This window comes from Paenibacillus sp. GP183, assembly GCF_900104695.1.
Taxonomy (GTDB): Bacteria; Bacillota; Bacilli; order Paenibacillales; family NBRC-103111; genus Paenibacillus_AI.
Genome location: NZ_FNSW01000001.1, coordinates 3,523,040 through 3,537,277 on the forward strand (window position 1 = coordinate 3,523,040; position 14,238 = coordinate 3,537,277).

Sequence of the window (14,238 nt, forward strand, 5' to 3'; positions counted from 1 at the left end):
ACTATCTGGGTGCCATGTAGCACGAAAAGGTAGGAAAAGAGCATCTGGAAGACGTTGAGCGATTAGATTCTATACCTGGAATTGCCACTCGAATGACTGAACAAATCCTAGCTGAAGTAGGGACAAATATTAAAAACCAATTTCCAAGTGCGGCTCACTTTTGTTCCTGGGCAGTACTCGTACCTTGACATAATGAGAGCGCAGGTAAAAGGAAGTCTTCTAAAGGAAAAAAAGGAAACAAATATTTGAAATCTGCATTAACAGAAGCCGCACATTCTGTAGGTGCCTCAAAGAACTATCTGGGTGCCATGTATACATTTAAGTATGGTTTTGTTGGACACGGGTTCAAAAAATTGAATCGTGGCTGTGCAAAACCACAATTCGCCAACCGAGAGGTAATGAGGTTCTAAGTAAGATTGCTGCAAGGTAGCCGTATCACACGTAAGGCGAAATCACTTGTGGTAGTTTTCCCCCCGATTGATCTTGCACGCTCGATAAATCTGCTCCACCAGCACCAGCCGCATCAGCTGGTGCGGCAGCGTCATGCGGCCAAAGGACAGCCGCATGTCCGCCCGGGCCAACACCTCGCTCGAGAGCCCGAGCGAGCCGCCAATGACAAAGGCCACCTGGCTCCGCCCATAGATGGCCAGCTGGTCGAGCTGCTGCGCAAGCTGCTCGCTGCTGAGCGCCTGTCCGTCGAGGGCTAACGCCACGACGAAGGTATCGCTCCGCAGCTGCGCGAGCAGACGCTCGCCCTCTTTCCCCTTGACCTGCTGTTCCTCAGCAGGGCTCATCGTTTCCGGTGCCCGCTCATCAGGCACCTCCACCATCTGCAGCTTGGCATAGGGCCCAAGGCGCTTTATGTATTCCGCGATCCCATCCGTCAGATAGCGTTCCTTCAACTTTCCCACCGCCAAAAGCTGAATATGCAATCAGCTCACCCCGCTTCACATTATCACAGGCTCATCCCGAATAAGGATACCCCTTGCCATACTAGCACTATAACCAGATGTAAAACCTACATCTTAATTCGTAATCGGCCTGATTTTGTAGGTACAAGATGCAAAACCTACATCTAAATCAGCCAAAATCTCTCAATTCCCTCATAAACCTGAAATCCAAATGCAGGTTTTACATCTCAGCACCGAAGTATTCCCAACTTATAAGATTTAGATGTGCTTTTTGCATCTCGATCCCCAATTTGAACGGATCAATGTCACTTTTGTCTTATCTACTCACTTATCCCTTTTATCTACTCTCATGTCCCTCTTAACTCGACCTAACTTGTAACATTAGTCCCTTTTCCAACGCCTTTCCACATCCTCCCCGCCCCAAAACCAACAAAAAAGAAGGGCATTCGCCCCTCTCACACAACCAGAAACTGAGCCGCCTCCTTACAATGTTCACAGTGCTTGGGAGGCTCCCACTGGGCAAAATGGACCTTTTGCAGATCAACAATGTCCGGCGCTTCCTCATATTCATCAACAAATTGATCAATAGCTATCTCAAGATGTTCCTTGCATACCACGTACATGTAAGCTACCTCTTTCGTCCACTTTATCTCTAATCTCTTATCTTCACATTATCTCTAATTTCAGTGAGCCATACACTCGTATTCCAGTAACTCTCTCGCTACAATCACTTATCCCCCGCCTCAGTCAACGTGAGGGTTGTATTCATTTTCTTCCCGCCGCGATAAAAGGTCACGTTCACTTGATCGCCGATCTTCTTCTCGTAGTATAAATACTTGCGCAGCGCTATGGTCGTGGCTATTTTACGGCTGTCAAGCTGAACGATTACGTCCTGCGACTGAATGCCCGCATCCTTCGCCGGTCCCGAGACTTCGAACACGATTACTCCCGTTTTCACTTCGGCTGGGAGTTTTAAAACTTCCGTACCTTTAAAGGACTGCAGCTCCTGAGTAGACACGCCCATCAACGGCCGTTTGACCTTATGATTCGAGATCAGGCTGTCAATTATCGGCTTGGCCGAATTGATCGGGATGGCAAATCCAAGTCCCTCTACACCGGTATCGGATATTTTCAAACTGTTGATGCCAATCACTTGGCCTTCGATATTGACCAGCGGACCCCCGCTGTTGCCCTGATTGATGGCTGCATCCGTCTGAATCACATCCATCTCCCAATCGTATTCCCCTCCTTGCGTGAGGGAAACAGGAATCGTCCGTTTGGGAATAGAGATGATGCCGAGTGTAACGGTTGGCGAGTAACCAAGTCCCAGTGGATTGCCGACCGCAATGGCAAATTCTCCGGCCTTGAGATTGTCCGAATTCCCGAATTCCGCAATCGCCTTCACCCCGTCAGCCGAAGCCTCTAGGACAGCCAAATCCGAGATGCGATCCTTCCCAACCAAAGACGCTTTCTTATGCTCGCCAAGAGCGGTCACGATCTCAAACTGAGTCGCGCCCTCAACGACATGATTGTTCGTCAGGATATAGACACTGCCCCCATTCTTTTGGAAAATCACACCCGAACCGACCCCAACACCGCTTCCCTGATCATCCTTCTTGGTACTGATCACGCTGACCACAACCGGCTTGACTTTATCAGCCACCACCACGAATGGATCGCCGCTAAGTGAGCGGGTATCAACTGAAGCCAAAGCCGGGGCCGCCGTTGGAACCACTCTTGAACCGCCGAATATCCAAAACAGCAGGATCATTATAAAAGCTCCGCCCAATGCGGCCAAGAGAATGGTTTTCCATGGGCTGTTCATCAAGCTTCTTCCAGAGAAGCCTCGCCGTGGACTCCACCCATAATGACGCTGCTTTTTTGAAGATTTCGTCGAATAAAAATCGTCATCGAACAAACTCATCCTGATCCCTCCCTTCGCTGTCCGGTGATCCAGCACCGTTATTAAATCAATAGGAATGTTTTTCCTCTGTCCTGCCTACACTAGTAATATAGCAACTCTTGTATTTAAAATATGTATCTCAAAAAAGGAGAATCGTTCATGAACCCCTTTCCCTCTTCCCTCGATGAAGTGAATCTGGTCGGCAAGCTAGCTGATCTCAAAGAAAGCCACTACCTGCAATCTCTCTTAATCTCGGCGCTCATCGACACCTTAATGGATAAAGGCATTATCACAGCCGAGGAATTGGCCCTTAGAGCCCATCAGTTAGATCTAGCCGCTACTCCTCACCCGTTGAATCCCATCTCGTAGAGCGATCATGGTAAGTATCCTTGAGCTTAAGCTTACTTGACTCCAGAGATATTCCCCGGTCCTCTAATAAGTTATTCAAAGTCAGCCTGGCCAAATCCAACATATTATGATCTCGGCTAAGATGAGCCATGTAGACGGATTTGGTTTTGCCGGTCAGAACATCGCCAAGGGCCTCTCCGGCGGCATCATTGGATAAATGCCCTGAATCCCCAAGGATGCGGCGTTTGATGTTCCAAGGATAATTACCCATTCTGAGCATTTCGATATCATGATTCGTTTCCAGAATGAGGGCGTCGGAATCGGTGATTTTCTCCTTCACCTTGGAGCTCATATAGCCCAAATCCGTAGCCAGACTCAGCTTCTGCTCCCCTTCATAAAAGCAATACCCCACGGGCTCGGCCGCATCATGGGAAATGCCGAAGGATTCCACCTTGAGCGTGCCAAAATCCTGCATCGTGCCGGTCTCCATCACACGCTTATTGGATTCCGCGATCTCCCCGATCTGTCGGTCCAGCTCCTCCCAGGTCTTCTCATTGGCATAGACGGGAAGATCATATTTACGGGCTAGAGCGCCCAACCCTTTAATATGATCCGAATGCTCATGGGTCACAAGAATCGCATCCAGCTCGCTGGCTGCAACATCCCTTTCCTGCATGAGCGCCTCCATCTTCTTGGCGCTAAAGCCCACGTCGATGAGGAGCTTCACCTCACCGTTTTGCACGACCAGACCGTTGCCTGTGGATCCGCTGGATAAAACCGTAAACCTGACTGCCATATGCTTGCTCCTTCGCTGCTGCTTTACTTTTTGACCGCTGCTCCTGGTGTTGCGGTTCCGTCTGAGATGCCTTCAACGCCTTTTTGCGGAATTTCTACCGCACCGTTAAAAGCTTGAACATAGTAAATATCGCCATTCCCCACGGCAACGCGCCATGAGGGAACCATATACTGTGTTTGCGAGTTGTACAGCTGACCGTGAAAGCCCAACCGAATGTCCGTAATTACGGATCCATCCAATATATAATTTTCCACCAAACTGCGAACCGCAAGCTGAGCAGGAATCACCTTTTGCTCTTTTTGGTCCCCGCCTGATAATACTTCAACATAAGCTTGCCGATAACTGGTTATTTTACCCTCAGTCTCATACAGTTCCAATTTAACCTCGAACATAGGGAGCATGTCAAACATTTGATTCAGCATGTATACCCCACCCTGACTTGTGATCGCATCAAACTGATACATCTCCACAAACGGAATCTCCAGCCTGCCCTGATTGTCCTTACCCGCTCCTTTTGCAAGAATGCTGGCCATTGTCGTCGAATTTTTCAAAGGAATTTTCTCGGCAGCCTTGACGTTCTCATCAAATTTGACCGTAATCTCTTTAAGCTTCGGTACATCCTTGGGAACATCATGGGCAATACGGATATTTTTGCTCCGCAGCACCTGGTTCAGCTCCTCCATGAGAACGGACGTATCCGAAGTCAATTCGGTTGACTTCGATTTTCCGTTCCACAGCTGATAGCCGAGAATCATATTCAGAAACAAAAAGGAAAGAATCAGAATCGTTTTGGCCCGGCCCCAGTCCATGGTTTCACCTTCTCTATTGTATAAAATCTACAGTTCCATCGCGGAACTCGAGTGCCCAAACAGGAGCAAGAACAACCGTATCCTCTTTAATAAAAGGTCGATAGGCAGGAAATATCGAAATGATGCTTGAGGCTTTCTGGTAATTTTTAAGTCGGTCCGCAAGCTCTGATGCGCTCGGAAGCGTTACATCTATATGGGTAACCGATTTAGGATCCGGAATAATCATCGATCTTTCATATGCGGAAACAATCCCTTTTTGCACAATCAGCTTGATCGTACCAAATCCTTCATCTATAATCGGGTAATTCTCATAATACTGCCTGAAAATAAACGTTTGATTGGAAAAGGTCTGTCTAAGCGGTGTGCGCGAAAGGGAATAAATACCGTCCCAGCCCCCATGCTGATTGACAAACTGGACACCGGACTGAAGATTTTCCCTGACATCAATATTGCTCTCCACCGACGCCACAGGATCTGAATAATTAAACCACAATTGATCTTTACTGATCTGCAGCCCGCGTTTGGCATCCGTATAGATTTCCGAGCCGTCGCGTTCCTTCAGGTTTCTCGTAATGCCCGGATCGACAAACAGGCTGCGTTTGAGCTGCTCGGCGGTAAACCGTTTATACTTGAATGTATATACCATCGTGCGAATAGGCTTGACCGGCAAGTAATAGTCTCCATTCCCGGGCAGGTACAAATCATACACATTGCCGTAATTGGAAACGAATTTTTCCACATCTTTGCTGGTAAAATCCGCTTTAACCACCTCATAGATGGTGCTGGGCGAATCTGTAAAAAGAAAGGTGCGGATATCCTCGGTTTCGCCGTTCTTGAAGATCCAGATACGTGTAATGATATCATTTTCAACGGGTAAATCGCCTTTAACCTGCAACAGCTTTTGCAGCACATTGATCGGAACTCCGTCCCGGAAGCGAAACTCCACGCCTTGATATTTGTTCTTCACATCTTCCCAGTTAATCGTGCCGAGGAATTGAGATGTTTTACGAAAGCCTTCGATGCTCCGCTGTTTAATATTATCGACCAGGGATCTGTAGCTATAGTTGCCAGGGTATAAAACGGTATGCTGATTATTTCCCATATGCACAATAATATGATCCGGGAAAAGCATGTCCTCCAGCTTCTTCTGTGCTCCCAGGGTTTCGGTTTGCACATAATCACTCTGTAAGACGGGATCCAGATTTGGAGAGCTGTAAGCAAGCATATAGCTTTGAAACAGGCTGCCCCCAATGAGAAGCACCAGCGCAAAAGTCTTAAGTTTTTCAATCATATGGCTTCACTCTCCTCCGATTGGATAGGCAGGGTAAAGGATACTCGAGTTCCCTGTCCATACTCAGAATCGAGTGTGATGGTCCCGCCATGGGCTTTTATTATTTCCCGGGCAATAGAAAGCCCGAGACCAGTGCCTCCCATATTGCGCGAACGAGCCTTATCCACCCGATAGAATCTTTCGAAAATTCGATCCAAATCCTTCTTTGGAATGCCAACACCCGTATCCTGCACCGATATTTCCAGAAAATCTCGATTCAAGGGCCGCGCCACAATCTGAATAGAGCCTTCATCGGCCGTATATTTGATCGCGTTCGATACCAGATTATCCAGCACCTGATCAATCTTGTCACGATCGAGCATAATCCGGCTGAGCCCAGGTTCAATGCGGATCACAATCCGAATCCCCCGCTGCTGCAGCTGAAATGAAAAGCGGTCCGCCACTTCCTCCAGCATGTCCGCGATTCTCGTGGATTCCTTGGTGATCATGGCTTGATTGGAATCGAGCCGGGACAAATGCAGCAGATCCGTAACCAGCCGGATCATGCGCTCCGTCTCGCTTCTCGTCACACCGAGAAAGCGGCCCGCCAGCTGCGGGTCCTCGATCGCACCGTCATCGAGTGCTTCCAGATAGCTCTTGATCGTCGTCAGCGGAGTTCGGAGCTCATGGGATACGTTTGCTACAAATTCGCGCCTTGCTTGTTCAAGCTTCTCTTGCTCCGTCACGTCCTGAAGCACGGCAATCGTGCCGCTGACGCCCTCGCCTCTGCGATGAATGGGAGTAAACGTCACCCTGACCGAAAGCTGCTCCTCCGCATCAGGAAGCTGAATCTCCAGCAGCGTCATATGCTTCACGCTGCTCACATATTCACCGCTCATTTCCCGGGGAATACCAAGGATTTGCGAAATGTCCTTGCCGAGGGTCGACTCCTCCTCGATTTGCAGAATTTGCTTGGCTCGGCGGTTCAGGACAATCACCCGACCCAGCTCATCAGTCGCAATCACACCATCGTTCATATTCGTCAAGATCGAAGCCAACTTTTCCTTTTCCTCTTCATTCAAGGACAGGGCTTCCTTCAATCGATTCATCATAAAATTGAACGTATGCCCCAGCTGTCCGATCTCATCCTTGCCCTGCACCTTGACCTGCTGGTCATAGTTTCCTTCCGCTACAGCGGTAACCTGCTTGGTTATTTCCTTAATCGGCCTTGTTATCGTATTGGACAACATAACGCCCAGAACAGCAGTTAGACCGAGTGCAATCAGCGTACCGGTTATGAGGATTCGAAAAATACTGCCGAGCGTATTGTAGAGATCCTCCATATTCGCGATCAAATAGACCGCTCCGACCACTTTAACACCGCTGCCCACCGGTCTGGCAATGACCACCTTGCGATAGCCGTCCGTATCCTTAAAGATACGCTGGTTATCCTTGATCCCCTGCAGCGCACGGGTGACCTCGGTCTGCGTATTCTTCTGCCCGACGATTGATTGATGGGCAGGCACCGAGGTGCTGATGACCAACCCGTTGGCGTTGATGATTTGAATTTCTGCGTTGCCGATGGCAAACAAGCTGTTCGTAATCTCGCTGAGATCAGTGCCTGTTTTTTTGTCGGCTGTCAAGTTATCCTGATTTCCCTGACTGGTCGATAGGGACGTCTCAATGAATTTAGCAAGCAGCGTCACCTGCTTATTGCGCGAATCCAGGAAGTCATTCTTGAAATAGCTCTCCAGTGTCCGGTAAAAATAAACCCCGATCAGCTGCATCGCAATGAGAATAAGCAGGATATAAATAATAATCAGCTTCGCCTGAATCGATTGAAAAAAGCGAATTACTTTCATTTAAAATCCTCCGGCTTTCGGGCTGCGCATCATATAGCCCAGACCTCTCCGAGTCACAATATAATCAGGACGGCTCGGATCGGCCTCCAGCTTCTCGCGCAGCCGTCTGATGGTTACATCCACGGTCCGCACATCGCCAAAATATTCAAAACCCCATACGGCTTGAAGCAAATGCTCTCGGGTCATCACTTTCCCGGAGTGCTTGGCCATATACTGGATCAGTTCAAACTCCCGATGCGTCAGATCGAGCGGCTCGCCGTCACGATACACCATATACATATCCGTATCGATAAAAAGTCCATGAATCCTGAAGCCCTGACGCTGCTGCTCGTCAAGCTCCTGCGGAGTCTGCACCTTGGTCTGTCTTCGCAAGTGCGCCTTCACCCGAGCCAGCAGCTCCCGTGTGCCAAAAGGCTTGGTCACATAATCGTCCGCGCCCATTTCCAGCCCAAGCACCTTATCGATCTCGGTATCCTTGGCGGTAAGCATAATAATCGGGGTATTCAGCTTCGATCGAACCTCACGGCATACATCCATGCCATCCTTCACCGGAAGCATGAGGTCAAGCAGGATCAAATCCGGCTGCTCGGAGAACGCAAGCTCCACAGCTCGGCCGCCGTCATAAGCGCAAATGACATGATAGCCTTCTTTTTCCAGGTTAAATTTCAAAATATCTGCAATTGGTTGTTCGTCATCCACGACAAGAATTTTGCCAAACAAACTGACCACCGCCTAGTTGATTATCCATATCCGGACCTTCCATCTATTTTAACATAACTTCATGCAAAAAGAGACATTGTCCCCCTTTCCGGATAGGACCATGCCTCAACTCTCTTAAATCTATCTGTTCAAATATTTCAGCGGATTGTCCACCGTGCCGTTTTTCTGAATTTCAAAATGCAGATGGACGCCGGTTGAATCGCCGGTACTGCCCATAATTCCGATTTTTTCGCCTTTTTCGACGATCGCGCCATTTTGTATGGTGATTTTGCTTAAGTGCCCATATAAGGTTCGGTACCCGTTCATATGATTAATAATAATATAATTGCCGTAATCATCTTTATAGCCGGTTTCTACCACTTTACCGTTATCCGCTGACAAAATGCTCTTGTTTCCCGTGATGTCGACGCCCTTGTGGAGCTTGCCCCACCGGTAGCCGAATGTACTGGTTATGCTTGGGGATACGACCGGCCAGGCAAATTTGCCTGATCCTTCGCCCAATACGACCTTCGTACCCTTCTTCACCTTGGCGGCTACAGCCTTATCAATCACTTCCTCATTAAGCAGCTGTTCACTTACGAGAACTCCATTTACTTTGGTTAATTGAATGGTAACCTTCTTGAGTCCATTCTTACCTGGGGAAATCGGTTGATTTTCACCGGCTCGCATCGATTCGTCCATCACATACTCGGTGTCGTACTGAATCTCCTGATTTTGGGTAACTCGCTCAACGGTCTTCACAGACACGGCCGGCTGCAGAACCGTAAGATCCAGCACTTGTCCAATTTTCAAATGATCGCCCAGGGTTGAAGGGTTCTTATCATATATCAATTGCTTGGTGATATTTAATTTCTTCGCGATGCAGGAGACGCAATCGCCTTCCACAACGGTATACTTGGTTGGCTGTACATTGCCTGTTTGGAGCAGCTTCACGACATCATCCGGATTATCCGGCATCTGGGTCTGAAGCGGAATTTCTGCCGTCTGCACATCCTGCACAAAATCAATCTGATCAAGCTCCGAAGGGGCTGTGCTGATATCCATGGCAATCGGATCTGCAGTAAGAGCTGTTACTTGGCCGGATTCCTTCGCTACACCTCTAAATGGTGCTTTAAGCTTATCCAGAACTTCGTTTGCCGTGGTTTTATCTCTCAAGACAGCCACGACCTTGCCATCCACTTTCAATTGAACGCCGACCGCTTGAGGCACCAGCAGTTTGTTTAGAGCCGCAATGACTTCTTGATCATTCGTTGGGGTATGAAAAGCTGTTTCTGCTTCCGTTGTGATGCTCTCTGAATGTATAACCATTTGTACTTTGGGATTTTGCTGTTGTACTTCTATCGGTCTAGCTGCTTTATAGTCATCTATAATTCGTTTATTGCTTACGATCCCTATCTCCTTTTGATCTACCTTCACATGATAAACCTCTACCATATTCGCTGCCACATATTGGTTGCCGGCGATTACGATCGATCCTGCCAAGGTAAGTGCGCTTGCCCCTATCAAAAGGGTCCATCTATGTTTCTTCCAACCTTGTGTTTCATGTACTTCTCGCTTGGCCTGGAAACTCTTCAATAGATTCTGGACCCAGCGTTTTATACGAAAAGCTGTCATGAATCTTCTCCCTTTATCCGGTTTTGCATCGAAAGATACATAAAAAACCATTTAATTACCCCAAAAACAACGGATTGAAACAAAATGCTTTTGTTAAATTTACCACACTTTGAGACTTCATTTCAACCTTGTGCCATTTTCAGTCGGATATTAGTATTTTCCCAGTATTTTCTGCAGCTGCTGGTACTCCTCTTTCGTCAATTTATTTTGTAAAATATTATCGATCTCCTTCAGATCATCCGCAGTAATCCCATTCTCTAAAAGGGTGGAAAACCGCTGAATTTCCTCTTGGGAAAGCTTCGTCACCACCAGCGAAAAAATACTCATCTTGTCTTCACTGGAGAGCAAATCTTTCTTTTTCGCAAACTCCTCTTTCGACATGACAAGGTCCTTATGTATGCCCGTTTTACTGCTGTCACTCTGTTGCTTAACCTGACCCGATACCGCAATCGAATCCGGCTTGGCTGAGTCGGGAGTGGCTTCCGCAGGATTTGCAGGATTCACCTTCGGTGTTTGAGAGGGAGACGGGCCGGGAGAAGCGCTTGATTCCTGAATGGCATCAAGACCCTTGACTGTGGCAGACGAAGCAGTATGATTATTTTTGGACTTATTATTATTCAGCTCATCCGACAATCTTGCCGCAATATCCGATAATTGAATCTTTTTGCTTAGTCCGGGAAGCTGGTATTGTCGAATAACCTCCTCCACGTACAAATTCACCACATACCAGGCGGTTAGCACCGATAAAGTCGAAATAAGGACTGTGCTGATGAGCAGCTTGCTGAGCCAACCGAATAATTTCATGATCTTTCTTCACCTCGGGAACTGGATTTCTTGCTTATCTTTTCCAGTATGGACGAAAATCTCGCCATTAAATCCCTATCGGCCAAAAACGCAAGGATAAACGGCTGCGCCGTCCTAAATAACGAGCGCGTTTGTCAAGGTTGATGCGAAGCAAGATAAGTTCAGAATAACTTATTTCTAATCAACACAAAAAGAATCCTCCGCACGGCTTCTCGGAGGATTCTTGGTCTGTTAAGCGTAGATGGGTCTAACCAAATTCGTTTGCTCTCGGTTACGTCCGACCGAGAAGATCGCAATCGGAATCCCGGTTAGCTGTGAAACACGTTCAATGTAATGTCTGGCATTCTCGGGAAGATCGCTGAGCGTCTTGGCTCCAGTTACGTCTTCAGACCAGCCGGGAAGCTCTTCATAGACAGCCTCACACTCGGAGAGGGTCTTCAGGCTTGCCGGGTAGTGCTCCATCAACTCACCGCGATAGTTGTAGCTGGTACAGATCTTGACCGTTTCCAGACCGGACAGCACGTCAATCGAGTTCAAGGAAAGCCCGGTGATACCGCTGACTCTTCTGGCATGGCGCACTACCACGCTGTCAAACCAGCCTACACGGCGAGGACGACCGGTCACCGTGCCGTATTCAAAGCCTCTCTCCCTAATCCAGTCGCCGATTTCGTTCTTCAGTTCGGTAGGGAAGGGACCATCTCCGACACGAGTCGTATAAGACTTCGCTACTCCGATGATCGTACTGATTTTCGATGGTCCTACTCCGGAACCGATACAAACACCACCAGCGGACGGATTCGATGAGGTCACGAATGGATAAGTGCCTTGATCGATATCCAGCATTACGCCTTGGGCACCTTCGAATAACACTCTGCGCCCTTCATCGATATTCTCATTCAGAACAACGGAAGTATCTGTCACATAGGGCCGAAGGATCGCCGCATAGCCCAGGTATTCTTGCAGAATCGATTCCACTTCTACTCCTTGTGAACCATAAACCTTCTCGATCACTACATTTTTCTCGGCAATCACCGCTCTGAGTCTAAGCTCAAATTCTTCCGCATCCATCAGGTCGGAGATACGAATGCCATTCCGGGCGGCTTTGTCCATATAGCAAGGACCGATCCCTTTGCGGGTGGTTCCAATCTTGTTATCTCCCTTGCGGTCTTCTTCCAGACCATCCAGCAGCAGATGGTACGGCATGATCACATGCGCGCGATCACTGATTTTCAAGTTTGTTGTGGTGAATCCATGATCATGAATGTAGTTAATTTCCTCGATGAGCGCAGCAGGGTTAATGACCATGCCGTTGCCGATGATGTTGATTTTGTCCTTATAAAAAATTCCGGATGGAATCATGGTGAGCTTGTATTTCTTGCCTTCAATCAGAATCGTATGGCCGGCATTGTTGCCTCCTTGATAGCGGGCTACAACCTCTGCCGTCTCCGCCAAATAATCCGTGATCTTGCCTTTCCCCTCATCTCCCCATTGCGTTCCGACAACAACAACCGTTGACATTGGCATTACCTCCGCGGGGTGACTATGCACCCTGATTTTTTACCGTCTTTAGTGTAGCAGTCCGTCAAAGTAAAGTCAATAAAAAACGAACAATTATACAGCAGCCTGTATAATTGTTCGGAAATTGAACAAGTTTATGCAGTTAGTACTGTCCCGCTGCCACCTCTTGGTGCGAACGATCCATATTGACGAATTTGTTGTAGTTTTTCAGAAAAGCCAGCTCCACCGTTCCCACCGGGCCATTCCGCTGTTTGGCGACGATGATCTCGATGATATTTTTCTTCTCGGATTCCTTATCATAGTAATCGTCCCGATACAGGAAGGCCACAATGTCGGCATCCTGCTCAATCGAGCCCGATTCCCTTAGATCCGACATCATCGGACGCTTATCCTGCCGCTGCTCGACACCCCGGCTCAGCTGGGAGAGCGCGATCACGGGCACATTGAGCTCCCGCGCGATTTGCTTCAGGGTTCGCGAAATCTCGGAAACCTCCTGCTGCCGGTTGTCGCCCTTGCCGCGGCCGTGAATCAGCTGGAGGTAGTCGATGAGGATCATGCCGAGCCCCTTCTCCTGCTTGAGCCTGCGGCATTTGGCACGGATGTCGGCTACCGTTAAGGAAGGCGAGTCATCGATGTAGATACTCGCCTCGGACAAAGCCCCAATCGCCATCGTCAGCTTCTCCCAGTCATCTCCTTCGAGATAACCGGTCCGCATCCGCGTGGCGTCCACATTCGCTTCAGCGCAGATCATCCGCTGAACCAGCTGCGAGGCGCCCATCTCCAGCGAGAAGATGGCGACCGTTTCCTTCGCCCGCACCCCCACGTTCTGCGCGATGTTCAGCGCGAACGCGGTTTTCCCTACCGAAGGGCGGGCGGCGACAATGATCAGGTCCGAGCGCTGGAAGCCGGACGTCATTTTATCCAGGTCCACGAAGCCCGAAGGGATTCCCGTGGCCCCGCCTTTGTGCGAGTAGAGGAACTCGACTCGCTCGAATACCTCCATGAGCACATCGCGAATGGAGATGAAGCCGCTCGAAGAGCGACGCTGCGAGATCTCGAAGATGCGCTGCTCGGCTTCGCTGAGCAGGTCCCCGACATCGTCCGAGCTGGCGTAGCCGTTCGAGACGATCTGCGTGGCGGCGCGAATCAGGCGGCGCAACATCGATTTTTCTTCGACGATGGCTGCGTAGTAGTCGACGTTCGCAGCTGTCGGCACGACATTCGCCAGCTCCGAGAGGTACATGACGCCGCCGATGTCATCGAGCTGCTGCTTATCCTGCAGCTTCGCGGTCAGCGTGATGAGGTCGACCGGCTCATTCTCTTCCGTCAGCTCGATCATCATCTCAAAGATGCGTTGATGGGTCGAGCGGTAGAAGTCATCGCTGGTCAGCCGCTCCATCGCGGTGATCAGCGCATCGCTGTGCAGCAATATCGCGCCGAGCACCGCTTGCTCGGCCTCGATATTTTGTGGGGGTACGCGATCCAGGAACAATTCCCCGCTCATGAGCAGCACTTCTCCTTTTATCGTAAATCTATCACCGTTAAGCTTCATCGAAACGAATTATAGTCATCTTTTAGCAGCTTCAATCGGGGTCATTTCATCTTTTGCCGTTTCGGCTGTCACCAGTTCTGAACAACGAGATGCATTTCATACATTTCAAAACATCAAATACCCTAATTTCA

At 48.9% G+C, this 14,238-nt stretch carries 13 protein-coding genes and 1 pseudogene; 2 read left to right on the forward strand and 12 right to left on the reverse strand.

Annotated features, from left to right (window positions below; translation table 11 throughout):
* Positions 1–44 precede the first annotated feature (44 nt).
* Positions 45–410 (forward strand): annotated as a pseudogene (locus tag BLV33_RS17355) (transposase).
* A gap of 42 nt (positions 411–452) precedes the next feature.
* On the opposite strand, the gene rlmH reads toward BLV33_RS17355, so the two are convergent.
* The 3 genes from rlmH to BLV33_RS17370 form a co-directional block, all read right to left on the reverse strand.
* Complete coding sequence (gene rlmH / locus BLV33_RS17360) at positions 453–932, reverse strand: 23S rRNA (pseudouridine(1915)-N(3))-methyltransferase RlmH (RefSeq protein WP_090794416.1); 480 nt, start codon at positions 930–932, stop codon at positions 453–455.
* Between the two features lie 434 nt (positions 933–1,366).
* Positions 1,367–1,534, reverse strand: a complete 168-nt coding sequence (locus BLV33_RS17365) for a CxxH/CxxC protein (RefSeq protein WP_090794420.1) — start codon at positions 1,532–1,534, stop codon at positions 1,367–1,369.
* Between the two features lie 104 nt (positions 1,535–1,638).
* Entirely contained in the window at positions 1,639–2,835 is a 1,197-nt protein-coding gene (locus BLV33_RS17370; RefSeq protein WP_090794422.1) for a S1C family serine protease, read from the reverse strand.
* 138 nt (positions 2,836–2,973) lie between these two features.
* On the opposite strand from BLV33_RS17370, the gene BLV33_RS17375 reads away from it, so the two are divergent.
* A complete protein-coding gene (locus tag BLV33_RS17375; RefSeq protein WP_090794425.1) occupies positions 2,974–3,183 on the forward strand; it encodes a hypothetical protein in 210 nt (69 codons plus the stop codon).
* Here BLV33_RS17375 and BLV33_RS17380 read toward each other — a convergent pair.
* From BLV33_RS17380 to dnaB, 9 genes are all read right to left on the reverse strand, one after another.
* Positions 3,152–3,958, reverse strand: a complete 807-nt coding sequence (locus tag BLV33_RS17380) for an MBL fold metallo-hydrolase (RefSeq protein WP_090794428.1) — start codon at positions 3,956–3,958, stop codon at positions 3,152–3,154. The genes BLV33_RS17375 and BLV33_RS17380 overlap by 32 nt on opposite strands.
* A 23-nt stretch (positions 3,959–3,981) precedes the next feature.
* A complete protein-coding gene (gene yycI / locus BLV33_RS17385; RefSeq protein ID WP_090794431.1) occupies positions 3,982–4,767 on the reverse strand; it encodes a two-component system regulatory protein YycI in 786 nt (261 codons plus the stop codon).
* A 13-nt stretch (positions 4,768–4,780) separates the two neighbouring features.
* Positions 4,781–6,058: a YycH family regulatory protein gene (yycH, locus tag BLV33_RS17390; protein ID WP_090794433.1), complete on the reverse strand. Its 1,278-nt coding sequence runs from the start codon at positions 6,056–6,058 to the stop codon at positions 4,781–4,783.
* Positions 6,055–7,899 carry a cell wall metabolism sensor histidine kinase WalK gene (gene walK / locus BLV33_RS17395; RefSeq protein WP_090794436.1) on the reverse strand — a complete coding sequence of 615 codons (1,845 nt, stop codon included), beginning with the start codon at positions 7,897–7,899 and terminating at the stop codon, positions 6,055–6,057. Before walK ends, yycH begins: the two co-directional genes overlap by 4 nt.
* Complete coding sequence (yycF, locus tag BLV33_RS17400; protein WP_090794438.1) at positions 7,900–8,619, reverse strand: response regulator YycF; 720 nt, start codon at positions 8,617–8,619, stop codon at positions 7,900–7,902.
* A 120-nt stretch (positions 8,620–8,739) separates the two neighbouring features.
* Positions 8,740–10,233: a peptidoglycan DD-metalloendopeptidase family protein gene (locus BLV33_RS17405; protein WP_171909191.1), complete on the reverse strand. Its 1,494-nt coding sequence runs from the start codon at positions 10,231–10,233 to the stop codon at positions 8,740–8,742.
* 150 nt (positions 10,234–10,383) lie between these two features.
* A complete protein-coding gene (locus BLV33_RS17410) occupies positions 10,384–11,037 on the reverse strand; it encodes a hypothetical protein (RefSeq protein ID WP_090794444.1) in 654 nt (217 codons plus the stop codon).
* Between the two features lie 231 nt (positions 11,038–11,268).
* Positions 11,269–12,555 (reverse strand): adenylosuccinate synthase, encoded by a 1,287-nt coding sequence (locus tag BLV33_RS17415; protein ID WP_090794447.1) that lies wholly within the window; start codon positions 12,553–12,555, stop codon positions 11,269–11,271.
* A 142-nt stretch (positions 12,556–12,697) separates the two neighbouring features.
* Positions 12,698–14,059 (reverse strand): replicative DNA helicase, encoded by a 1,362-nt coding sequence (dnaB, locus tag BLV33_RS17420; protein WP_090794451.1) that lies wholly within the window; start codon positions 14,057–14,059, stop codon positions 12,698–12,700.
* Positions 14,060–14,238: the final 179 nt, after the last annotated feature.